General features: G+C 64.2%; 20 protein-coding genes. 18 read left to right on the top strand and 2 right to left on the bottom strand.

The window, feature by feature from the left end; genetic code table 11:
* The first annotated feature begins 116 nt into the window (after positions 1-116).
* The 5 genes from FY036_RS18060 to rpiB are packed head-to-tail and all read left to right on the top strand — an operon-like array spanning position 117 to position 4,176.
* Complete coding sequence (locus tag FY036_RS18060) at positions 117-872, top strand: FadR/GntR family transcriptional regulator (RefSeq protein ID WP_148916153.1); 756 nt, start codon at positions 117-119, stop codon at positions 870-872.
* Between the two features lie 38 nt (positions 873-910).
* A complete protein-coding gene (locus FY036_RS18055) occupies positions 911-1,906 on the top strand; it encodes a TRAP transporter substrate-binding protein (protein WP_148916152.1) in 996 nt (331 codons plus the stop codon).
* Positions 1,907-1,966: 60 nt separating this feature from the next.
* Complete coding sequence (locus FY036_RS18050) at positions 1,967-2,431, top strand: TRAP transporter small permease (RefSeq protein WP_148916151.1); 465 nt, start codon at positions 1,967-1,969, stop codon at positions 2,429-2,431.
* A gap of 1 nt (position 2,432) precedes the next feature.
* On the top strand, positions 2,433-3,707 hold the full coding sequence (locus FY036_RS18045; protein ID WP_148916150.1) for a TRAP transporter large permease: 1,275 nt from the start codon (positions 2,433-2,435) through the stop codon (positions 3,705-3,707).
* 22 nt (positions 3,708-3,729) lie between these two features.
* Positions 3,730-4,176 (top strand): ribose 5-phosphate isomerase B, encoded by a 447-nt coding sequence (gene rpiB / locus FY036_RS18040; RefSeq protein ID WP_148916149.1) that lies wholly within the window; start codon positions 3,730-3,732, stop codon positions 4,174-4,176.
* 9 nt (positions 4,177-4,185) lie between these two features.
* Here the strand turns inward: rpiB and FY036_RS18035 are convergent, their stop codons facing one another.
* Positions 4,186-6,288, bottom strand: a complete 2,103-nt coding sequence (locus FY036_RS18035; protein ID WP_148916299.1) for a bifunctional rhamnulose-1-phosphate aldolase/short-chain dehydrogenase — start codon at positions 6,286-6,288, stop codon at positions 4,186-4,188.
* Positions 6,289-6,507: 219 nt separating this feature from the next.
* Here FY036_RS18035 and FY036_RS18030 point away from each other — a divergent pair, with 219 nt between their 5' ends.
* The 13 genes from FY036_RS18030 to yghX all read left to right on the top strand — a co-directional run bounded on the left by FY036_RS18030 (position 6,508) and on the right by yghX (position 19,845).
* The gene (locus FY036_RS18030; RefSeq protein ID WP_148916148.1) at positions 6,508-7,284 is read left to right on the top strand and encodes a DeoR/GlpR family DNA-binding transcription regulator; all 777 of its coding nucleotides are present in this window, start codon (positions 6,508-6,510) and stop codon (positions 7,282-7,284) included.
* Complete coding sequence (locus FY036_RS18025; RefSeq protein WP_148916147.1) at positions 7,281-8,678, top strand: FGGY-family carbohydrate kinase; 1,398 nt, start codon at positions 7,281-7,283, stop codon at positions 8,676-8,678. Before FY036_RS18030 ends, FY036_RS18025 begins: the two co-directional genes overlap by 4 nt.
* Positions 8,675-10,189: a sugar ABC transporter ATP-binding protein gene (locus tag FY036_RS18020; protein WP_148916146.1), complete on the top strand. Its 1,515-nt coding sequence runs from the start codon at positions 8,675-8,677 to the stop codon at positions 10,187-10,189. Before FY036_RS18025 ends, FY036_RS18020 begins: the two co-directional genes overlap by 4 nt.
* The gene (locus FY036_RS18015; RefSeq protein WP_148916145.1) at positions 10,189-11,190 is read left to right on the top strand and encodes an ABC transporter permease; all 1,002 of its coding nucleotides are present in this window, start codon (positions 10,189-10,191) and stop codon (positions 11,188-11,190) included. The genes FY036_RS18020 and FY036_RS18015 overlap by 1 nt, the downstream gene beginning before the upstream one ends.
* A 10-nt stretch (positions 11,191-11,200) precedes the next feature.
* A complete protein-coding gene (locus FY036_RS18010) occupies positions 11,201-12,145 on the top strand; it encodes an ABC transporter permease (protein WP_148916144.1) in 945 nt (314 codons plus the stop codon).
* 60 nt (positions 12,146-12,205) lie between these two features.
* The gene (locus FY036_RS18005) at positions 12,206-13,312 is read left to right on the top strand and encodes an autoinducer 2 ABC transporter substrate-binding protein (RefSeq protein WP_148916143.1); all 1,107 of its coding nucleotides are present in this window, start codon (positions 12,206-12,208) and stop codon (positions 13,310-13,312) included.
* A 69-nt stretch (positions 13,313-13,381) separates the two neighbouring features.
* A complete protein-coding gene (locus FY036_RS18000; RefSeq protein ID WP_148916142.1) occupies positions 13,382-14,437 on the top strand; it encodes a class II aldolase/adducin family protein in 1,056 nt (351 codons plus the stop codon).
* A gap of 4 nt (positions 14,438-14,441) precedes the next feature.
* Positions 14,442-15,716, top strand: coding sequence for an FGGY-family carbohydrate kinase (locus FY036_RS17995; RefSeq protein WP_148916141.1), 1,275 nt, complete (start codon positions 14,442-14,444; stop codon positions 15,714-15,716).
* Positions 15,713-16,552, top strand: coding sequence for a TIGR01459 family HAD-type hydrolase (locus FY036_RS17990; protein ID WP_148916140.1), 840 nt, complete (start codon positions 15,713-15,715; stop codon positions 16,550-16,552). Before FY036_RS17995 ends, FY036_RS17990 begins: the two co-directional genes overlap by 4 nt.
* Before the next feature lie 18 nt (positions 16,553-16,570).
* Positions 16,571-17,860: an L-rhamnose catabolism isomerase gene (gene rhaI, locus FY036_RS17985; protein ID WP_148916139.1), complete on the top strand. Its 1,290-nt coding sequence runs from the start codon at positions 16,571-16,573 to the stop codon at positions 17,858-17,860.
* A gap of 9 nt (positions 17,861-17,869) precedes the next feature.
* Complete coding sequence (gene rhaM, locus FY036_RS17980; RefSeq protein WP_148916138.1) at positions 17,870-18,187, top strand: L-rhamnose mutarotase; 318 nt, start codon at positions 17,870-17,872, stop codon at positions 18,185-18,187.
* Between the two features lie 12 nt (positions 18,188-18,199).
* Positions 18,200-18,883: a class II aldolase/adducin family protein gene (locus FY036_RS17975; protein ID WP_148916137.1), complete on the top strand. Its 684-nt coding sequence runs from the start codon at positions 18,200-18,202 to the stop codon at positions 18,881-18,883.
* Between the two features lie 74 nt (positions 18,884-18,957).
* Entirely contained in the window at positions 18,958-19,845 is an 888-nt protein-coding gene (gene yghX, locus FY036_RS17970) for a YghX family hydrolase (RefSeq protein ID WP_148916136.1), read from the top strand.
* A gap of 27 nt (positions 19,846-19,872) precedes the next feature.
* Here yghX and FY036_RS17965 read toward each other — a convergent pair whose 3' ends face one another.
* Positions 19,873-22,194, bottom strand: coding sequence for a Tex family protein (locus tag FY036_RS17965; RefSeq protein WP_148916135.1), 2,322 nt, complete (start codon positions 22,192-22,194; stop codon positions 19,873-19,875).
* Positions 22,195-22,211: the final 17 nt, after the last annotated feature.

Genomic DNA, 22,211 nt, shown 5'->3' with positions numbered 1-22,211 from the left:
GATCGCCTCATACAGGTAATACCAGTTGAAACCATTTTGTTCACCACTCTGCACCACAGGTTGACTCTCGCATGATTTCTGCGCCAATGTGGTATGACCACTGTTTGGCCAGATAGATGACTGCGATCCTGAACGAAAGCGCCGACGATCTTGCGGGAACCGAGAAGGTGTATGCCTTCTTCCGCGAGCAGCTTCTTTCGCGCACGTTGACCGTCGGGGACAGGCTTCTGGGCGAGCGCGAACTGTGCCTTCGGCTGGGCGTGTCGCGTCCGGTGCTGCGCGAAGCGCTTCGCTCGCTGGCGATGCTCGGTTTTCTCGATATCCGCCACGGCAAGGGCGCCTATGTGCGCAAGGCCGACATCGGCGTGTTGAGCGACTTCTTCACCTTCTGCCTCGCACAGCAACCCGACATGATGGACGACATCATGCAGGCGCGTGTGGCCATCGAGTGCCAGGCGATACGGCTTGCCTGCGTCCGCGCGACGGATGGCGACGTGTCGCGCATCGGCAGCCTTCTTCACCGGCTGATGGAAACGCTGCACGATGTGGACGACGGCGGCGAGGCCGACTTCGCCTTCCACATGGCGATCGTGGAAGCCAGCCGCAGCCCGGCGCTCGTCACGCTTTACCAGTCGATCTCCGAGCTTCTGAAGCGCAGCCACGTCCAGCGCCGCCTGGAGACCAGCGGCACGCCGGGCATCATCGACTATCTGGTCGAGGCCCATCGCGACGTCTTCCTGTCGATCCTCGCGCGCGATCCCGACGCTGCCGACCAGAAGCTGCGCGACCATTTCGCCATCGGCGATGAACTGCGCCGCAAGAGCTTCATCGCTGCATTTTCGAGAAAGGCGGCGCCGCAGGAAAAAGACTGACAATCAAAAACACGACTGAAAACAGGGAAGGAGACACTATGAACCACTTCAAGCCAATCAGCCGGCTCACCGGCATCGTGCTCGCATGGGGCCTACTTGCGGGCGCCGCTTCCGCCGCCGATCTGCGCTACGCGCATGTCGGGGCGGAAGGTGACATCCAGACGATCTATGCGGCCGAAGCGTCCGCGGAGATCGCTGAAGCGACCGGCGGCGCCGTGACCGTACAGGTCTACCCCGCCAGCCAGCTCGGCGGCGTCGCCGAAATGGTCGACGGCGTTCGCATGGGTTCCATCTCGATGGGGCATCACGACTTCGCCTCGCTGGCGCGCATCGTGCCCGAGGTAGCCGTGTTCAACGCCCCATTCATCTATCGCGACGGCGCACACTCGCTGGCTGCCACCGACCCGGCGACCTCGCCTGCCCTGCAGGCCATCAACGAGCGCCTCGTCGCCGAGGGCGGCGTGCGCATCATCGGCCGCATCTATCGCGGCGCGCGCCAGATCTCGTCCAACTTCGAGGTGAAGTCGCCCGCCGACCTCTCCGGCAAGCCGTTCCGCGCCGTTCCACTCGATCTCTGGGTCTCGATGGTCAAGGGCTTTGGGGCAGTGCCGACGCCGGTCGAGGTTGCCGAACTGCCGACCGCCCTGATGACGGGTCTCGTCGTCGGGCAGGAAAATCCTCTCACCATGATCAGCGCCAACAAGCTATACGAGGTGCAGTCGCACGTCGCCATGACAGCGCATATGCAGTCGGTGCTTGCGGTCTTCATCAACGAGGAGATCTGGCAGGGGCTCGAAGAAGAGCAGCGACAGGCCATCACCGAGGTGCTGGACAAGAAGGCGCAGGAATCGCTCCAGTGGGCGACCGAGTCCGAAGCCGAGCTCGTCGAAGAGCTTAAGGGCCACGGCATGACCGTCGTCACAGAGGCCGAAGGGCTCGACATCGCCGCCTTCCGCGATTCGGTGCTGGCGCAGATCCGAACCGACTTCCCCGACTACGCGACCTACATCGAGCAGATCGCAGCGGTCGAATAACACGCATCGCGACGCCCGGCGGCCGCAACACGGGCCGCCGGCGCATCACGGGGAAAAGTCATGCGGCATCTTCGTACCATCCTGATGGCGTTCTGCGCCCTCGTTCTCGTCCTGCTCGTGGTCGTGCCTTTCACCCAGGTGGTGATGCGCGATCTTTTCGGCGCGGCGATCATCGGGGCGGAGGAGTTCACCCGCTTTCTGCTTATCGTGCTCGTCTTTACGGCATTTCCGCTCGTGGTGATGGACCACGAGAACATCGTGATGGCCGAGTTCCGCGAGGCGCTGCCTCCGGCGATGCAGAAGGCTGCCGTGTTGGTCATCGCATTTCTGGGATTTGCGGCTGCCGCCTTCATCGCTTGGGTCACGTGGCAGACCATCTTCCGCAACCTCACCAACGCAACGCCGACGCTGAAGATACCCTTCTGGCTGTTCCTAGGATCCACGTTCTTCGGGTTCGCCGCAGCCGCGTTGCTGCACCTGCGCGACCTGCGCAACCCGCCCCGCGAACACACCAAGGTGCTGTAAGATGGGTCTGGCCGTCATTGCAGGTTTCCTGCTTCTCTTCATTGCGGGCTTTCCCGTTGTCTACGCCATCCTCATACCCTCCATCGTCTATGTACTGATCGAGGGGCTGCCTTTCGGCCTTCTGGCGCAGCGCATCACCTACGCGCTCGATTCGTTCCCGCTCGTCGCGGTGCCGATCTTCATCTTCGTCGGCAATCTGATGAATTCCGCGGGCATCACCGACCGCATCTTCCGTTTCGCCGACACGGCCGTTGGCCGCGTTCCGGGCGGGCTGGCGCAGGTCAACATCTTCTCGAGCCTCGTCTTCTCGGGCATGTCCGGCGCGGCGCTGGCAGATGTAGGCGGTCTCGGCCGTATCGAGATCGAGGCGATGAAGAAAAAGGGCTTCACGGCGCCCTTCTCCGCAGCCGTTACCGGTGCATCCGCCGTCGTCGGGCCGATCTTCCCGCCCAGCATACCGCTGATCGTCTATGGCTCGGTCACCAGCGTCTCCATAGTCCAGCTTCTGCTGGCGGGCATCGTGCCGGCGCTCATTTGCGTGGCGCTGCTGATGCTGACGACGGTCGTGCTGTCCTATCGCTACAAGCTGCCCCGCGCCGAGCGCTGGCCCACCCTGCGAGAGCTGTTCGTCTCGCTGCTACCGGCATTGCCCGCGCTGATCGCGCCCGTTCTGATGATTGCCGGTATGCTGCTCGGCATGTTCACGCCCACCGAAGCGGCCGCCGTCACGGTCGTCTACGTCGTCTTCATCAGCTTGGTCTTCTATCGTGAACTGACTCTGCCCCACCTCGGCAGCGCGCTCATGATGACGGTCAAGAGCACAAGTGCGATCCTCATCATTGTCGCCGTGGCAGCCCTTTTCGGCTGGATACTGGCGGTCGAGCAGGTTCCCCAGAGCTTCTCGCGCTGGATACTCCAGTTCAGCACCGACCCGCTGATGCTGCTTCTTATCGCCAACCTCATCTTCTTTATCGCGGGCATGTTCCTGGATTCCACCACTGCCACCCTTCTGGTCGTGCCGGTGATAGCACCGCCGCTGGTGATGGCCGGGATCGATCCGGTTCACCTCGGGATCGTTGTGATCTTCAACCTGATGTTCGGGCTGCTGACACCGCCGATGGGGCTGTCGCTTTTCCTGCTCACCAACATCGCCGGCATCACGCTGCGCCAGCTTTTGAGGGCACTCATTCCCTTCTACGTGCCGCTGCTGGCCACGCTTGCCATCATCACCTTCGCTGACGGCCTGGTCCTGTGGCTGCCGTCAATGCTTCGCTGACACAAACGGATACGGAGAAAACATGCGCATCGTCATTGGCTCGGATCACGCAGGCTACCCGCTCAAGGCGACGATCGTCGAGTTCGTCAAATCGCTCGGGCACGAGGTGGAGGATGTCGGTTCGTATGATCCGAACCCTGTCGATTTTCCCGACATCGCGCGGCAGGTAACCGACCGCATCTCAGCCGGCGAAGCCGAGCGCGGGCTGATGGTATGTGGCACCGGTGTCGGCGCATCGATCGCCGCCAACAAGGTCAAGGGCATCCGCGCGGCCGTCTGCCATGATGTCCATTCCGCCCACCAGTCGGTCGAGCATGACGACGTGAACGTCATGTGTATCGGCGCGCAGATCGTCGGGCCGTGGCTCGCCAAGGATCTGGTTGAAGCCTACCTGAAAGCAGAGTTCTCGACCGACGAGGATTTCCGCCGCCGGGTGCGCAAGCTGGCCGAGATGGACGGCCAGCGCTGATAAAGCGGACTACCGCGTAAAGCTCTGGGCGTTGCCCGCATCGACATTGATGATGTTGCCGGTCGATTTGGCCGACAGGTCCGAGGCGAGAAAGTAGACAGCCTCGGCAATATCCTCGGGGAACACCGAGCGCTTGAGCATGGAGCGCTTGCGGTAATGTTCCTCGAGCTGATCTGGCTCCATCGCATAGGCCGCAGCACGCTGCTCGCGCCATTCGCCCGTCCATATCTTGGAGCCGCGCAGCACCGCGTCCGGGTTGACCGTGTTGACCCTTATCTGGTCCTCCGCGCCCTCCAGCGCCAGGCAGCGCGCCAGGTGGATTTCCGCCGCCTTGGCAGTGCAGTAGGCCGCCGCGTTGGGCGAGGCGGCAAGCGCGTTCTTCGATGCGATGAAGACGATGTTGCCTCCGATCTGCTGCTGCTTGAAGACCCGGAACGCCTCGCGCGAGACGAGGAAGTACCCCTTGGCCAGAATGTCCATGTTGCGGTTCCACATGGACAATTCGGTGTCTTCGATAGGTGCGGACGACGAAATCCCGGCGTTGGAGACGAGGATGTCGACGCCGCCATACTCTACCGCCGCATGCGCGTAGGCTGCCGCCACCGCCGTCTCGTCGGTGACGTCGAACTGCGTCGTCCGCACGAAATCCGTTCCGAAAGCCTTGCCCAGTTCAGCACTCGCGTTTTCCAGCGCCGGTGCATCGATATCGGCCAGCACAACGCATGCGCCCTCGCGCAGCAACCGAACCGCCGTCGCCTTGCCGATGCCCCCGGCCCCGCCGGTCACGAAGGCGACCCTGCCGGCCAGCGACTTGGGCTTCGGCATCCGCTGGAGCTTGGCTTCTTCCAGTTGCCAGTATTCGATGTCGAAAGCTTCCTGCTCCGCCAGACCCACATAGGTGGAAACGGCGGACGCGCCACGCATCACGTTTATGGCGTTGACGTAGAACTCGGCGGAGATGCGCGCGGTCGCCTTGTCGGCCGCGAACGTAAACATTCCCACGCCGGGCATCAGATACACCACAGCGTTAGGGTCGCGCACACCCGGTGAATCCGGATGGCGGCAGCGGTTGTAATAGGCCTGGTAGCCGGCGCGGTAGTCTTCCAGTGCCGCTGGCAGTCCGGCAATCACGTTGTCCACGTCAGGCTTCGCGGGATCAAACCCGATCACCAGCGGTCGTATCTTCGTGCGCAGGAAATGGTCCGGACATGATGTGCCGAGCGCCGCTAGCGGTTCGAGCTGCTGCGCGTTGACGAACTCCAGCACGGCAGCGGAATCGTCGAAATGCCCGACCTTGTGGATGCCGTTTTGCGAAATCAGGCCGCGTATCCTCGGCATCAGCCGTGCTGCTATCGCGCGACGTTCGGCGGCAGGGAGCGCGCTTGCAGCCGCGCCACCGAAAGCCGCCCTGCCCCCCGTCTGCTTCTCGAACCAATCGATCGCCTGATTGATGGTGTCGATGGTGGTGGTGTAGCACGCCTTCGGCGTGTCACCCCATGTGAACAGTCCGTGGCTTTCCAGCACCACGCCTTTCGCGTCGGGGTTCTCTCGGCAGAATTTTTCCAGCCACAGGCCCAATTCGAAGCCCGGCCGCTTCCACGGGAGCCAGCCGATGGCGTCACCGAAGATCTCCTTCGTCAGCGCTTTTGAATCCTTTGCCGCCGCGATCGCGATGATCGCGTCTGGATGCATGTGATCCACATAGCTGCGCGGCACGAAAGCATGCAGCGGCGTGTCGATCGATGCCGCGCGGGGATTGAGGTTGAAGGTGCAGTGCGGGAGGTAGCCGACCATCTCGTCTTCATGATCGACACCACGATATAGTCGCTTCAGCGCCTCCAGTCGATCCATGTAGAGGGTGGCGAAGCCATCCAGCTTGATCGAGGCGCTGTCGCCGCCGGACCCCTTCACCCAGAGAACCTCGACATCCTCGCCTGTCAGCGGGTCTTTCTGGGTGACCTTGGAAGAGGTGTTGCCGCCACCGTAATTGGTCACCCGCTTGTCCGAGCCCAGCAGGTTCGAGCGGTACACCAGCCGGTCCGGCTCGCTCATCGCGGCAGCCCGGGCATCATCCCATAGATTGTCCAGTCGCGCGGATCGCTCTTCGGCCATCTCGAAGTCCTCCCATGGGCCGCTCGCCCACATGAAATTCATGCCAACCCATGCTCATTGTCAATCGCAAAAAGATGCAAGTCGCTCATGTTGCAGCGCATATACTCTGTTTGCGCTGCAATATGATTGATCTTTATCACAAACCGCTTGCCTAAAGCGCCAATCTGCGTAACTTACTTCATGACGACGCCTTTTGGTGACGCCACGGGAGGAGAATGCGTGAGCGACCTGATCCGTCAGCGACAGATCATCGAGATCCTGCGCGACAGGCCATTTGCGTCCGTGCGCGATCTTCAGGAGCGGCTGGGCGTTTCGGCGGCTACCATCCGCCGCGACATCGACAAGATCGACGGCTCGGGCGCGGCCCGTAAGGTCTATGGTGGCGTTTCCGCGCTCGACGGCGCCTCGCAGGCAACCGCCTTCGCCCGCCCTTACGACGAAAACCGCGACCTTGCGGTGGACGCAAAGCGGCAGATCGCCGACCGCGCCGCGACCATGGTGGCCGATGGCGACGCCGTCATCGTCAATGGCGGATCGAGCTGCTTTCATCTTGGCGTCAAGCTCGCGGACCGCAACATCCGCCTGTTCACCAATTCCATGCCGCTCGCCGCCTATCTAGGCGAACAGGGCAAGTGCACGCTGACGATTGCCGGAGGCGACCTGCACCGCGAGCCGCGCGTCATCTATTCTCCCGCTCAGCCGACATCCTTCTATGCCTCCAAGTTCTTCCTGGGCGCGCAGGGCATCAGCGCGGACGGGCTGCTGGAATCGCACCCCCTGATGGTGCGCTCCATTCAGGAACTCAGCACCAACGCCGACCAGATCGTCGTTCTGGCCGACAGCCGCAAATTCGCCATTCACGCCCGCAACGTCGCGCTGCCGCTGTCGCGCGTCGGGACGCTCATTACAGACGACGGCATCTCGGATCAGCACGCCAAGATGCTGGATGCTGCCGGGGTGACGCTGCACGTCGTTTCTGCGGGGGGCGAGCCATGACCGGCGCGCTGGCGGTGTTCGACCTCGGCAAGACGAACTCGAAAATGTTCGTCTTTTCGCCCGAGGGCGCGCTGCTGGACGAACGCCGCACCAAACCGGTCTGGAAGGATTTTCGCGGCCGCAGCGTGCTGGACGACGACGCGCTGTTTTCGTGGATGAACCGCGAACTGGCCGAAGTCGTGGCTGCGCACGGCGTCACCGGCCTCATGATCTCGGCGCATGGCTGCGCGTTCGCGCTGGTGCGCGGGCGCGAGCTTCTGCATCCGATCCTCGACTACGAGCAGGAAATCCCCGCGGCGGTGGCAGCCGAAATCGACCCCCTGCTGCCCGATTTTTCGGAAAGCTATACGCCTTGGCTCCCGCTCGGCTTTTCCATCGCGCGCCACATCCACTGGCTGGAAGTGGAGGAGCCCGACGCCTTTGCGGCAACGGAATCGATCCTATGCTTCCCGCAATACTGGGTCTGGCGCTTCACCGGCCGCCCGCTCGCCGAGTGGTCTTATCTCGGCGCGCACAACCAGCTATGGGCGCCGCTGAAGCGCGATTTCAGCTCTCTTGTCGACCGGATGGGCTGGCGAAAGCTGTTTCCCGAGATCGCGCCGGCGGGATCGGTCGTCGGTACGACCGAGATCACGCTGGCCGACGGCAGCAGCCGAACGCTTGCCGTGCACAACGGCGTGCACGATTCCAACGCCGCGCTCGCCTATTATCGCATGACAGGCCTGTCCGGCTTCACGCTCGTGTCTACCGGCACCTGGGTCATCATCATCAATCTCGATTGCCCACTCGACGCGCTGGACGGCGAGCGCGACATGATAGCCAACGTCACGGTAAACGGTGAGCCGGCACCGTCGCTGCGCTTCATGGGCGGGCGCGAGTACGATCTCATCAGCAACGGCTGGGACCGTCCCATCGGACGCGACGCGGTGGAGCGCGTGATGGCGCGAGGCATTTTCGCCATGCCGTCGTGGTCGGCCGGCGGGCCATTCCCCGAGACCACGGGCGAGATTGTCGGAGGCAGTGTCGAAGGCGAGGAGCGCGCCGCCGTCGCCGCGCTCTACGTCGCCATGATGACCGATCTTTCGCTCGACCTTATCCGGTCGGACAATCTGCTCATCATCGACGGCGGGTTGGCGAAGATCGACCTGTTTACCGCCATGCTGGCGCAGTTGCGCCCCTCCCAGGCAGTCGTCCGCTCCACCATGAGCGAAGGATCGGCCACCGGCGCTGCGGCCCTTGCCTTCAAGGCGCAAGGGCTGTCGCCCTTTGCCGACGAGACCTTGCCCGTCACCGCCAGCACCATCGCCGGTCTGGAGACCTACCGCGACCGCTGGCGGGCCATGGCGGAAGGCAGGCGTCAGGCTGCCCGAATGCCGAGGGAGGCTGCGCGATGAGCCAACCGAAACCCTTTGTCAGCCTCACCGGCATGTCCAAGTCGTTCGTCGGGGTCAAGGTTCTTAAGGATGTCAGCTTCGACGTTCGGCAAGGCGAGGTCCACGCCCTGCTGGGCGAAAACGGCGCCGGCAAGTCCACCCTCATCAAGATGCTGGCCGGCCTGTACAAACCTGACAGCGGCGCCATCGTCGTCGATGGCGATGAGGTCAAGTTCGCGGCCACGAGCGACGCGACCGCCGCGGGCATCGCCACCGTCTATCAGGAACTGCTGCTGTTTCCCGAACTCACCGTCGCGGAAAACGTGTTCCTCGGTCACTATCCGCGCACGCGGCTGGGCTTGATCGATTGGCCGACGGTCCGCGAGCGCACGCGCGACCTTCTCGACCAGCTCGACACCCACGATCTGGACGTCGATGCCAAGGTGTTGTCACTGTCGGTCGCCCAGCGCCAGCGTGTCGAGATCGCCAAGGCACTGTCGCGCAATGCACGCATCCTCATCATGGACGAGCCGACCGCTTCGCTGGTGGAATCCGACGTACAGCGGCTGATGCAGGTGGTGAGGCAGCTGCGCGCGCGAGGCGTCGGCATCGTCTATGTCAGCCACCGCATGTCGGAAATCTTTGCCTTGGCCGACAGGGTGACCGTGCTTCGCGACGGAGCCCACGTGGCCACCTGCGACATCGGCGAGGTGAACGAGCAGAAGCTCGTGTCTATGATGGTCGGCCGTCCGATCGACAGCCTGTTCCCCAAGGCCGAGGCCGAGATTGGCGACACCGTGCTGGAGGTCAAGAACCTCAACCACGGCAGGCATGTGCAGGACATCTCATTCTCGCTGCGGCGAGGCGAGATCCTCGGCATCGCAGGCCTCGTCGGCAGTGGGCGCACCGAGCTCGCACTCACCCTGTTCGGCATGACGCCCGCAACGTCCGGCGAAATCCTGCTCGAAGGCGACGCCGTCCGCATCGCCTCTCCGCGTCAGGCGCGCGATCTCGGCATCGCCTACGTTCCGGAAGACCGTGGATTGCAGGGTCTCGTCAAGTCCATGGCGATACGCAAGAACGTCTCGATGGCGACGATAGAACGGCTGTCGTCGGGCATCTTCATCAGGGGCCGGGCGGAAGCCGACAGGGCGCTTGCGGCGGTCCGGCGCTTCGGCATCCGGTGCCGCAACATCGGCCAACCGGTGGGCGAGCTTTCGGGCGGCAACCAGCAGAAGGTTGTCATCGCGAAGTGGCTCGAGACCGAGCCCAGGGTGCTCATCCTCGACGAGCCCACCCGTGGAGTCGACGTCGGGGCCAAGGCCGAAATCCACACCATAATGGGTGAATTGGTGAAGCGCGGCGTGGCTATCATCATGATCTCCAGCGAACTGCCCGAAGTGCTCGGCATGAGCGACAGGATACTGGTGATGAGCGGCGGACGCGTCACCGCAGAGATAGACCGTGCGGATGCTACGCCCGAGCGTGTCGGCGCAGCCATGACAGCCCACCGCAACGCGGAGGCAGCGTGATGACCGCAGCCGTCGATCTGCCTCCCATCCGGCCGCGCAACGGCGCACGGCGCCAGGGTTTTCTGCGCCGCCTGTTTGCCGATTACGGGCAGGAATGCGTCGTGCTGGGTGCCATCGTGCTGTTGTTCGTGGTGGTGACGTTCATCAATCCGCGCTTCGTCAACACCAACAACCTCATCACCATCTTTTCCGGCAACGCCTATATCGCAGTCGCGGCCATCGGCATGGCGATGGTCATCATGACGGGCAATATCGACGTGTCCGTGGGCGCACTCATCGGCGTTCTGGCCACCATCGCCGGTACGCTGGCCGTCTCCGGCTACCCGATATGGTTCGCTCTCACCGCGCCGATCTTGGTCGGTATGGCGGTCAACACCGTCATCGGCGTGCTGGTGGCCTATGGGCGAATACCATCCATCGTGGTCACGCTGGGTGCGCTGTCCATCCTGCGCGGAGGCCTGATCGGCGTCACCGGCGGGACGTGGATCACCGATCTCCCGCCCGATTTCCTGATCGCGCAGAAGCGGCTGTTCTCCATTCCCGTGCCGCTGATCTTCATGATCGTGCTCACCGTCGCCGCCTTCCTGTGGATGCGCTATTCGGCCTTCGGTCGCTCGATCTACGCAATCGGTGGCAATCCTGAAGCGGCGGTGGCCACGGGCATTCCCGTCGAGCGCCGTCTGGTTTCCGTCTTCGCCATCCACGGCGCGTTCGCGGGACTTGCCGCGATCCTGTTTGCCACGCAGCTTCAGGTGATCCAGTCGACCGTCCCCCCAAATCTGGAGCTGACGATCATCACCGCCACCGTCATCGGCGGCGTCTCCATCCTCGGCGGAACCGGAACGGTCATCGGCTCGACGCTGGCTACCATCCTGTTCGCCACCATCGGCTCGGCACTGATCTTCATCAACGTCTCGGCCTATTGGCTCCGCGCCGTCATCGGTCTCCTGATCCTCGCAACGGTGCTGGCAGACATGCTGCGTCGGCGCGGCAGGGCATGAGGGTGGTGCGATGAACTGGCGCGCCCTCATTCGTCACGAGACCTTCCTCGCCCTGCTGCTGGTTCTGGTGCTGGTGGTTCTGTCGTTCCAGTCGGATCGCTTCTTTACGGTCGCCAACCTGCTCAACCAGGGCCGGCTGATGACGGAGATCGGCCTGATCGCCATCGCCATGACGTTCGTCATCGCGACAGGCGGCATCGACCTCTCGGTCGGCTCCATCCTGGGCCTCGTCGCCATACTTCTCGGCGTTTTCTGGCAGAATGTCGGCATGCCGCTGCCGATGGCCATGGCGGCCGCGATTGCCGCCGGCACGTTCGCGGGCTTCCTCAACGGCTTCATCATCACCCGCTTCCGCGTGCCGCCGCTGATCGCGACGCTGGCGACGCTGGCGCTCTATCGCGGCCTGGCCGAAGGCATCAGCCAGGCGCGCTCGGTGCGCGGCTATCCGGACTGGTTCTACGTGTTGGGACAGGGCGAAGTGCTCGGCGTGCCCACGCAACTCTGGATATTGTTCGCTGCGGCCGTCATCGCCTCCGTCATCCTCGCCTATACGCGATGGGGCCGCACGGTCTACGCCATTGGCTCGAACGAGGTAGCAAGCCGCTTCTCCGGCCTGCCGGTCGAGACGACCAAGCTGGCCCTCTACACCGCTTCCGGTTTCGCGGCCTCGCTGGCAGCCGTCATCTTCGTTTCGCGCGTGTCTACCACGCGCTCCGACATGGGCACCGGCATAGAGCTCGACGCCATCACCGCGGTGGTGCTGGGCGGCACATCAATCTTCGGTGGGCGCGGCACTATCATCGGCACGATCATCGGCCTGTGCCTCATACAGGCGTTGAAAAACGGCCTGTCGCTCGCCGGTGTCAAGGGCGACGGCACGATCATGCTCATCGGCGCCGTGCTGATACTGGCCATTCTGGTCAGCAACATCTTCGAGAGGAGCGGATCTCGATAGTCGGTAAACCTTCGCCGGGCACTGCCGCTCGCAGGTGCCCCGCGGTCAGTGGAGGAAAACATGGGTAGAATAGTTCTATCAGCAATTTTGGCCTTGTCGTTCTCGACCAGCCTCAGCCACGCGCAGTCGAGTTGGACCGGCGGCGACGACCTGCCGACCAATCCCCTCGCCTGCGATGGCACGGCTGCGGCGGCAGCGTCGGTACCCTACGACGGTGGCCAGCCCACCAACGCGCCGGATCGTAACGGCAAGACCATCACCGTAGTCGACGTACCGAAGCTGGTGGGCATCGGCTACTTCAACGCCACATCGAAGGGCATCGCCGATGCCGCCGCCGAGATGGGCACCATGGACGCCAAGACCGATGGTCCGAGCCGCGCCAACATCGACGATCAGATCACGCTGATCGACAACTACATCACCAGCGGCGTGGACGGCATCCTGTTTGCGGCCAACGACCCGGTGGCTATCTCGCCTGTGCTGAAGAAAGCGCTGGCAGCCGGCATCAACGTCGTCGGCTACGACGCCAACTCGGAACCGGACGCACGGCAGTGGTTCGTCAACCAGGCGGAATTCAACGGCATCGCCAAGTCGATGATCGACGCATTGGCTGCGGAGATCGGCGAGGACGGCGCGTTCGCCATCGTCACCTCTACGTTCACCACGCCGAACCAGGCGCGCTGGATCGCCGAGATGGAGGCTTATCAGGCCGAATGCTATCCGAACATGAAGTGGTTGGAGACGGTCGAGGCGCAGGAAGACAACATCCTGTCCTTCAACCAGGCCAATACCCTCATCAACAAATACGGCGATGAGATGAAGGGCATTCTCGGCATGACCAGCGTGGCTACGCCCGCCGCCGCCGACGCGGTGACACAGGCCGGCCAGTGCGGCAACGTCGCCGTCGTAGGCCTCGCCACGCCCAACGCGATGAAGCCCTATGTCGCGTCCGACTGCGTCAAGTCGGTCGTGCTGTGGAACCCGGTCGACCTCGGCTACGCCGCTGCCTATGTGCTGCGCGCGGTCGCCGACGGAACGCTCGAGCCGGGCGCGACCTCGGTGGAGGCCGGCAAGCTGGGCGAACTCCAGGTCATCAACGGGTCGGAAATCCTTCTGGGCGCACCGTTTGTGTTCACCAAGGACAACATCAACGACTTCGACTTCTAGCTCGAATTTCGGGGACGCGTTACGACGCGTCCCCACCTCTCGCATCTGGCGCAGAAAGGATTGCCGCAAATGTCCGCACCGGTTTCGCCGCATGGTGAACTTGCCGCCCTGCGGACGCTTTCGGCACGGATCGGAGCTGATCCGCTTCTCACTCAGGGCGCCGGCGGGAATACCTCGCTCAAGGACGAAGGCACGCTTTGGATCAAGGCCTCCGGCACGTGGCTCGCGCATGCGCTGGAGCGCGACATCATGGTGCCGGTGCGGATCGCGCCACTGTTGGCGGCGGTCGACGCTGTCGATCCCGCGGCCGAGCGTGCGGAGCAGTTCACGCTGGCCGCCCAGAATCCCTCCGGCCTACGCCCATCGATCGAGACGACGGTTCATGCGCTCATGCCGCAACGCGTCGTCCTGCACACCCACTGCGTCAACACCATCGCCATGGCGGTGCAGAAGAATTGCCGCGAACTCATCGCGTCGCGCCTCGAAGGGCTGAACTGGGCGCTCGTGCCCTATGCGCGGCCTGGCCTGCCGCTGGCCCTTGCGATACGGGAGCATTCCGCTGGACATCCCGACGTGCTGGTCCTCGCCAATCACGGCCTCGTGGTGGCAGCGGACACGGTTGCCGACGCGGAGGCACTTCTGGACGAGGTGACGCGCCGGCTGGCCATCGTGCCGCGCACGGCGCCGCCTGCCGATACCGGCTATCTGAAAGCGCTGGCCGAGGGCTCGGCCTACCGTCTACCGGCATCGGAAGCCGCCCACGCACTCGCCACCGACCCGCACAACACCGCCATTGCCGCGTCGGGAAGCCTTTATCCCGACCATGTCATCTTCCTTGGCGAGGGCTCGGTGATCGCTGGCCCATCGGAAAGCATCGACCATTTGGCCGCGCGCGTTGGCGCACCTCCCCCCGCAATCGTCTTTCCGGGCGCAGGAGTGTTAATGCGCGAAGACGTGCCGCCAAACTCCGACGCGATGGCGCGCTGCCTTGCCGACGTCGCAGCCCGCATCCCGGCCGGAGCCGACCTTCGGGTCCTGACCCGCGAGGAGCACCTGCAACTCACGGATTGGGACGCAGAGAAATACCGGCAGGCCCTCGCCAAGGCCGCACGAAGGTCCGCCTAGACACATGACAACGCCTCTCGCAATCGGCATCGACCTTGGCACCTCCGGCGCACGCGCGGTGGCGATGACGCCGGATTTCGAGGTCGTGGCGGAAGGGTCGTCGGCCCTGTCGGACCATGGCGCCGACATTCGCGACCCGCATGTCTGGTGGCAAGCGGTGCACGCCGCGCTCAAAGTCACCCTGTCGTCCCTCGACCGCTCGCGCGTGCGCGCCGTCGCAGTGGACGGCACATCCGGCACGCTGCTGCCTGTGGACGCACACGGTACGCCACTCGCCCGGCCGCTGATGTACAACGACGCGGTCGAGGATACGGCACTCCTTGCCCGCATTGCGCCGCTGATCGGGCCCGACAGCGCCGCTCACGGCCCGACCTCAGGGCTCGCCAAGGCACTGATGTTCCAGGCTGTGCCCGGTGCTGCAAAAATCCTCCATCAGGCAGACTGGATGGCCGGGAAACTGGCGGGCCGCTTCGACACCACCGACGAGAACAATGCGCTCAAAACCGGGTACGATCCGGTCTCGGGCGCATGGCCGCAATGGCTGGCCGAGACCGGACTGCGCATCGATCTGCTGCCGCGCGTGGTCACGCCGGGAGAGCCCATTGGACGGATCACCGCGAACGCCGCACAGGCTTTCGGCCTCGACGCCGGTGTCATTGTAGTCGCCGGCACGACAGACGGCTGCGCGTCCTTCCTTTCGACCGGGGCCGACAGGCCGGGCGATGGCGTGACGGCGCTCGGCTCCACGCTGACGCTCAAGTTTCTGTGTGACCGGCCCGTATTCGCGCCGGCATACGGCGTCTACAGCCATCGGATCGCCGGCCTTTGGCTTGCCGGCGGAGCCTCCAACAGCGGCGGTGCCGTGCTGGCACAGTTCTTCGGCAGCGAAGAAATCGAGCGCCTGTCCGCCGGGATCGACCCCGACACGCAAACCGGTCTCGACTACTATCCACTGCTGAAACCCGGCGAGCGCTTTCCCGTCAATGACGGCGCATACGCACCCCGGCTAACCCCGCGCCCTGCCGACGACGCGGAGTTCCTCAAGGCCATGCTGGAGGGCATGGCGGAAATCGAAAGGCAGGGCTACGCGCGGCTGGCCGAGCTTGGCGCACCCGCACTGCGCTCCATCCGCAGCGTAGGTGGCGGTGCGGCCAATCCCGCATGGACGGCCATGCGGCAAAAACTGCTCGGCGTACCCTTCCTGCCCGCGCACTCAGAAAAGGCGGCCGCAGGCACGGCACGGTTGGCGCTGATGGCCACGCAGGCGGCACGCGCATGAGCGCCATTCTCCATCTTGCCGGCATACGTGAGCTCGCAGAGCGGTTCGATATTTTTCTGCTCGACCAGTTCGGCGTGCTGCATGACGGCGTTGCGCCCTACCCCGGTGCGATCGATGCGCTGCTGCAACTCAAGGCCGCAGGCAAGCGCACGCTCCTGCTGTCAAATTCGGGGAAGCGCTCGGCGCCCAACGAGACGCGACTGGTGCGGCTCGGCTTTGCGCCGGGAAGCTGGGATTATTTTCTGTCGTCGGGCGAGGTCGCCTGGCGGATGCTCGAAGCCGACCTGCGTCAGTCATCGACCCTGCGCTGCCTGCTCATCGCCCGCGACGGCGACCGCTCCGCGGTCGATGGCCTGCCGCTTACGCTCACGCAGGATGGCGCTGCGGCCGATATAGTCCTCCTGTCGGCCAGCGAAGGCGACCGCTACGATCTCGAGCACTATCGCCGTCTGCTGGAGCCCGCCGCGGCCCGCGGCGTGGCCTGTCTTTGCACCAATCCCGACAAGATCATGCTGACACCAGGTGGCCCCCGCTTCGGAGCCGGTCGGATTGCCGAACTGTATGAGGAGCTTGGTGGAAAAGTGACGTGGATCGGCAAGCCCTTCGCACAGATCTACACGACCGCGCTGGAGATGCTGCGCAACCCAGATCCCGCAGCCGTCGTCTGCGTCGGCGACAGCGTCGAGCACGACATAGCGGGCGGGCGGGCTGCGGGGCTGAACACCGCACTGGTGACAACGGGCATTCTGGAGGCCGCCAGCGACCGGGACCGCGCGGCGCTGTTCGCCGAACACGGCGCTGCGCCGGATTTCCTGCTGCCGGCATTCCGGTGGTAGGCACGGGAGGACGTTAAGATGGAAACGATCATTGAGGCCGATATCGTCTCGCAGGACAACGAGGCGCGCGAGAAGGCGCTGAAGGCAGACTACGCCGCGCTTGGCGAACAGCTTTCGCGGCGCGGCATCGCCATCGACGACATACTCGCCAGGGTGCGCGCGTTCGGCGTCGCCATCCCCTCATGGGGTGTCGGCACGGGCGGTACACGGTTTGCCCGGTTTCCCGGCGTGGGCGAGCCGCGCGACATCTTCGACAAGATCGAGGATTGTGCCGTCATCCAACAGCTTACCCGCGCCACGCCATCGGTCTCCCTGCATATCCCATGGGACAAGGCCGACCCGAAGCGGCTGAAGCAGGCGGCCGCGCGCTTCGGCCTTAGCTTCGACGCGATGAACTCCAACACCTTTTCGGATGCGCAGGACCAGAAACTTTCCTACAAATACGGCTCGCTCTCCCATGCCGATGCGGCCGTGCGCCGGCAGGCGGTCGAGCACAATCTGGAATGCATCGAGATCGGCCGCACCCTCGGCTCGAAAGCCCTGACGGTGTGGATCGGCGATGGCTCGAACTTCCCCGGTCAGGTGAACTTCGCCCGCGCCTTCTCGCGCTATCTGGATGCGATGGCCGACATCTATGCCGGCTTGCCCGATGACTGGCGCCTCTTCACAGAGCACAAGATGTACGAGCCGGCCTTCTACTCCACCGTCGTGCAGGACTGGGGCACCAACTACATCATCGCGAAGGAACTCGGACCCAAGGCCTTCTGCCTCGTGGACCTCGGCCACCATGCGCCCAACGTCAACATAGAGATGATCGTCTCGCGGCTGATCCAGTTCGGCAAGCTGGGCGGCTTCCACTTCAATGACAGCAAGTATGGCGACGACGATCTGGATGCGGGCTCCATCGACCCTTATCGGCTGTTCCTTGTGTTCAATGAACTGGCCGATGCAGAGATTTCGGGCGCGAAGGGCTTCGAACCAGCCCATATGCTCGATCAGAGCCACAACGTCACCGACCCCATCGAGAGCCTGATGCTGTCGGCGGTGGAGGTGCAGCGTGCCTATGCGCAGGCGCTGCTGGTGGATCGCGACGCCCTGGCGACTTTTCAGGACGACAACGACGCGCTGATGGCGACCCAGACGCTCAAGGCGGCCTACCGCACCGATGTCGAGCCCATCCTCGCCATGGCACGCCTGGAGAGCGGCGGCGCAATCGACCCGGTGGCGGCTTACAGGCGCGCGGGATACCGGCAGAAGGTGGCGCACGACCGCCCCGCCGTCGCATCGGGCGGCGGCGGCATAGTCTAGGAGGTGGCAATGCCTGAACGCATAGCCTTCCGGATGACGCTCAACCCGGGCCAGGCACTCGAATACCGCGGGCGGCATGACGAGCTTTGGCCGCAGATGAAGGCCGCTTTGCGCGAGGCTGGCATATCCGACTATTCGATCTGGCTGGACCCAGAGACCAATCACCTCTTCGCCACGCTCGTGCGGGCAGACGACCACACGATGGACGATTTGCCGAATACGGAGATCAACCGTCGCTGGTGGGATTTTATGGCCGACATCATGCAGGTGGACGAGCTCAACCGACCGGTGACGGTGCAACTCGAACGCGTCTTTCAAATGGACTGACAGGACAGGGCAATGGAACACAAACAACTGCGCGACGAGATGGTGTCGATCTGCCGCCGCATGAACACCAGCGGCATCAATCAGGGCACTGCGGGCAATCTGTCCGTCCGCGCCGGCAGCGGCTTCCTGATTACGCCGTCAGGCCTGCCCTACGACACGATGACGCCGGAGGACATAGTCGAGATGGACTTCGACGGCACCTATGTCGGCCGCCGCCCGTCGTCCGAGTGGCGCTTCCACCGCGACATCCTAAAGGCCCGCGAAGACATCGACGTCGTGCTGCATTGCCACTCGGTCTATGCGACCACGCTTGCCTGCCACCACAAGACCATCCCCTCCTTCCACTACATGACGGGCGTTGCCGGCGGCGCCACGATCCGCTGCGCGCGCTACGCGACTTTCGGCACGCAGGCGCTGTCGGATGCAGCGCTCGAAGCGCTCGAAGGGAGGCTTGCCTGCCTGCTTGGCCAGCATGGGCAAATCTCGCTGGGCAAGAGCCTGGAGGCGGCGTTGTGGCTGGCCATCGAGGTTGAGACTCTTTCGCGCATGTATGTGCAGGCGCTAACCCTTGGCGAACCACCGGTGCTGCCAGACGACGAAATGGAGCGCGTAATCGCCCAGATGAAGCGCATGAGCTACGGCTTCGGCCCCGAAGCCGAAGGCTCGAACGACATCGCCCGGCCCAGAAAGGCCTAGCGATTTCGCGATTGTGATCTGTAGACAGTGCGATACGCGCCATAATGCGCCGGCCAGAAAGAGGAGGAGCCGGCATGACACGTCTGACCGCAAAGGATTTTCCGCAGGAGCTTCTGAAGCTCTACGATTTCTACGCCCACGGCAGGATTACGAAGCGCGAGTTTCTCGACAGGGCAGCGCGGTTCACCGTTGGCGGCATGACCGCCGCGACACTGCTTGCGACGCTGAGCCCAAACTATGCGCTCGCCCAGCAGGTTCAGTTCACTGACCCCGACATCGTCGCCGAATACATCACCTACCCTTCGCCCGACGGTCATGGCGAGGTGCGCGGCTATCTTGTCCTGCCCGCCAATGCGGAAGGCCCGGTCGCGGGCGTTGTCGTGGTGCACGAGAACCGCGGGCTCAACCCGTATATCGAGGACGTTGCGCGTCGCCTTGGCAAGGCGGGCTTCGCGGCGCTCGCGCCCGACGGCCTCACCTCGGTCGGCGGATATCCCGGCAATGACGAGAAAGGCCGTGAGTTGCAGCAATCGGTCGATCCCGAAAAGCTGATGAACGACTTCTTCGCCGCGATAGATTTCCTCACCGCCCATGAGGCCACGACGGACAAGGTCGGCATCACCGGCTTCTGTTACGGCGGCGGTGTTTCCAACGCCGCAGCAGTAGCATTTGCAGACCTCGCGGCAGCCGTGCCATTCTACGGGCGGCAGGCGCCGGTGGAAGAGGTGCCGCGTATCAACGCCCCCCTCCTTCTCCACTTTGCGGAGAACGACGCCAACGTGAACGCCGGGTGGCCGGCCTATGAGGCGGCCTTGCAGGAACAGGGAAAGACGTACGAGGCGCACATCTATCCCGGCACAAACCACGGTTTCCACAACGATTCGACCCCGCGCTACGACGAGGAAGCGGCAAAGCTTGCCTGGGAGCGAACGCTGGAGTGGTTCCGCCGGCATCTGGCCTGACGAGAGCCTCCGGTCCAGTCCGCGCCGTCAGGTCTTGCGTCGGTTCATCGCCTCTGCCAGCGCCGCGCCGAGCCCGCCCTGCTGCGGCGGCGCTTTCGGCTTGTCGCGTCGATCCTGATCGCGCGGGCGTCCGTCTGGTGACGGCCTGTCGCCGCCGCGACCGGCGGGCCTCGACGCATCCCTACCGTCCTTGCGCATAGAAAGGCCTATGCGCTTGCGCTTGACGTCGACCTCCACCACGCGGACCTTGACCACGTCACCGGCCTTGACCACCTCATGCGGGTCCTTGACGAAACGGTCAGCCAGTTGCGAGACGTGGACCAGCCCGTCCTGATGCACGCCGATATCCACGAACGCGCCGAAGGCTGCGACGTTGGTAACGGTTCCCTCCAGCAGCATGCCCGGCTTCAGGTCTTTGATGTCGTCGATGCCATCGGCAAACATCGCTGTCTTGAACGCCGGGCGGGGGTCGCGGCCGGGCTTTTCCAGCTCCGCCATGATGTCGCGCACTGTCGGCAGGCCGAACCGCTCGTCCACGAACACGCGTGGATCGAGCGCCTTGAGCGAAGCGCCATCGGCCATCAGCGCGCGAACGTCGCGGCCGCAGGCCTGAATGATCTTTCGCGCCACGCCGTAGGCTTCGGGGTGAACTGAGGACGCATCCAGCGGCTCGTCGCCGTCGCGGATGCGCAGGAAGCCGGCGCTCTGCTCGAACGTGCGCTGGCCCAGCCGCGCCACATCGAGTAGCTGCTCGCGGCTGCGGAACGGTCCGTTGGTATCTCGATGCGCGACGATCGCCTCTGCCAGCGACGCACCGAGCCCCGAAACGCGCGAAAGCAGCGGCGCGGATGCCGTATTGAGATCGACGCCGACGGCGTTCACGGCGTCCTCGACCACGGCGTCGAGCGAGCGCGCCAGCCGGTACTGGTCGACGTCGTGCTGGTACTGCCCGACGCCGATGGATTTCGGCTCGATCTTGACCAGTTCTGCGAGCGGGTCCTGAAGGCGGCGCGCGATGGAAACCGCACCGCGCAACGACACGTCGAGGCTCGGAAATTCGGCCGCAGCCGTTTCGGAGGCGGAATAGACCGACGCGCCTGCTTCCGACACGATGACCTTCAGCGGCTTGGGCGCCGGCATGTCACCCAGCAAGTCGGCGACCAGCCTCTCCGTCTCGCGGCTGCCTGTGCCGTTGCCGATGGCGACAAGCTCCACATCGTGCCGGCGGATGAGCGCCGCAAGCTCGGCCTGCGCCCCGCGCACATCGTTCTTCGGCGGGAACGGATAGACGGTGGTGGTAGCGAGCAGCTTTCCGGTGCCGTCCACGATCGCAACCTTGACGCCCGTGCGAATGCCGGGGTCGAGGCCCATCGTAGCGCGCGAGCCCGCCGGCGCTGCCAGCAGCAGATCCTTCAGGTTGCGCGCGAAGACGTTGATCGCCTCCTCATCCGCCCGTTCGCGCAGATCGCGCATCAGGTCGAGCGAGAGGTGCAAAGACAGCTTCACCCGCCATGTCCAGCCCGCAACCTCCATCAGCCACACATTGCCCGGCGCGGTACCCCCAATGCCAAAGGCGGCCGCAATCATGCGCACGGCAGGCTTCACCGGTGAAGGGTCGTCGGCATCGACCTCGAGGTCGAGGCTCAACACGTCCTCGTTGCGCCCGCGCAGCATGGCCAGCGCACGATGGCTCGGCACGCCCGCCCAGCGCTCGGAGTGGTCGAAATAGTCGGAGAATTTCGCGCCCGCTTCCTGCTTGCCGTCCAGCACCCGCGCCCGCAGGACGGCGCGCTCCTTCATGTAGCCGCGCAGGCGTCCGACCAGCTCCGCGTTCTCGGCGAACTGCTCTGCGAGAATATCGCGCGCGCCTTCAAGCGCCGCCTTGGCGTCCGGCACCTCATCGCTGACATATCCCGCCGCAAGGTCTGCAGGCACGGCCGCGCGATCCGCCAGTATCGCTTCGGCCAGCGGCCCGAGGCCGCGTTCGCGCGCGATTTCCGCCTTGGTGCGGCGCTTGGGCTTGTAGGGCAGGTAGATATCTTCCAGCTCGGCCTTTGTCGGCGCGGCCGCGATGCCCGCCTCCAGTTCCGGCGTAAGCTTGCCCTGCTCGCGGATCGAATTGAGGATCGCTTCGCGCCGTGCTTCCAGCTCGCGCAGATAGACCAGCCGCTCCGCCAGCAGGCGCAACTGCGTGTCATCCAGCCCGCCGGTCACTTCCTTGCGGTAGCGGGCGATGAACGGCACCGTCGCGCCTTCGTCCAGAAGCGCGATCGCGGCTTGCGCCTGATGGGGCTTTGCACCGATCTCTTCGGCGATGCGCGGGGCGAGGTCTTTGATGTCTTTGGCCATGTCCTGCCGGGGAATCG

The sequence above is a fragment of the Neoaquamicrobium microcysteis genome (assembly GCF_008180155.1).
Lineage (GTDB): Bacteria > Pseudomonadota > Alphaproteobacteria > Rhizobiales > Rhizobiaceae > Aerobium > Aerobium microcysteis.
This window is presented reverse-complemented; position numbering and strand designations above follow the sequence as displayed.

Excerpts from the sequence above, each read along its gene's own strand:
- FY036_RS18060 (WP_148916153.1), top strand. The coding sequence starts at position 117 with ATGACTGCGATCCTGAACGAAAGCGCCGACGATCTTGCGGGAACCGAG.
- FY036_RS18055 (WP_148916152.1), top strand. The coding sequence starts at position 911 with ATGAACCACTTCAAGCCAATCAGCCGGCTCACCGGCATCGTGCTCGCA.
- FY036_RS18050 (WP_148916151.1), top strand. The coding sequence starts at position 1,967 with ATGCGGCATCTTCGTACCATCCTGATGGCGTTCTGCGCCCTCGTTCTC.
- FY036_RS18045 (WP_148916150.1), top strand. The coding sequence starts at position 2,433 with ATGGGTCTGGCCGTCATTGCAGGTTTCCTGCTTCTCTTCATTGCGGGC.
- rpiB (WP_148916149.1), top strand. The coding sequence starts at position 3,730 with ATGCGCATCGTCATTGGCTCGGATCACGCAGGCTACCCGCTCAAGGCG.
- FY036_RS18035 (WP_148916299.1), bottom strand. The coding sequence starts at position 6,288 with ATGGCCGAAGAGCGATCCGCGCGACTGGACAATCTATGGGATGATGCC.
- FY036_RS18025 (WP_148916147.1), top strand. The coding sequence starts at position 7,281 with ATGACCGGCGCGCTGGCGGTGTTCGACCTCGGCAAGACGAACTCGAAA.
- FY036_RS18020 (WP_148916146.1), top strand. The coding sequence starts at position 8,675 with ATGAGCCAACCGAAACCCTTTGTCAGCCTCACCGGCATGTCCAAGTCG.
- FY036_RS18015 (WP_148916145.1), top strand. The coding sequence starts at position 10,189 with ATGACCGCAGCCGTCGATCTGCCTCCCATCCGGCCGCGCAACGGCGCA.
- FY036_RS18010 (WP_148916144.1), top strand. The coding sequence starts at position 11,201 with ATGAACTGGCGCGCCCTCATTCGTCACGAGACCTTCCTCGCCCTGCTG.
- FY036_RS18005 (WP_148916143.1), top strand. The coding sequence starts at position 12,206 with ATGGGTAGAATAGTTCTATCAGCAATTTTGGCCTTGTCGTTCTCGACC.
- FY036_RS18000 (WP_148916142.1), top strand. The coding sequence starts at position 13,382 with ATGTCCGCACCGGTTTCGCCGCATGGTGAACTTGCCGCCCTGCGGACG.
- FY036_RS17995 (WP_148916141.1), top strand. The coding sequence starts at position 14,442 with ATGACAACGCCTCTCGCAATCGGCATCGACCTTGGCACCTCCGGCGCA.
- FY036_RS17990 (WP_148916140.1), top strand. The coding sequence starts at position 15,713 with ATGAGCGCCATTCTCCATCTTGCCGGCATACGTGAGCTCGCAGAGCGG.
- rhaI (WP_148916139.1), top strand. The coding sequence starts at position 16,571 with ATGGAAACGATCATTGAGGCCGATATCGTCTCGCAGGACAACGAGGCG.
- rhaM (WP_148916138.1), top strand. The coding sequence starts at position 17,870 with ATGCCTGAACGCATAGCCTTCCGGATGACGCTCAACCCGGGCCAGGCA.
- FY036_RS17975 (WP_148916137.1), top strand. The coding sequence starts at position 18,200 with ATGGAACACAAACAACTGCGCGACGAGATGGTGTCGATCTGCCGCCGC.
- yghX (WP_148916136.1), top strand. The coding sequence starts at position 18,958 with ATGACACGTCTGACCGCAAAGGATTTTCCGCAGGAGCTTCTGAAGCTC.
- FY036_RS17965 (WP_148916135.1), bottom strand. The coding sequence starts at position 22,194 with ATGGCCAAAGACATCAAAGACCTCGCCCCGCGCATCGCCGAAGAGATC.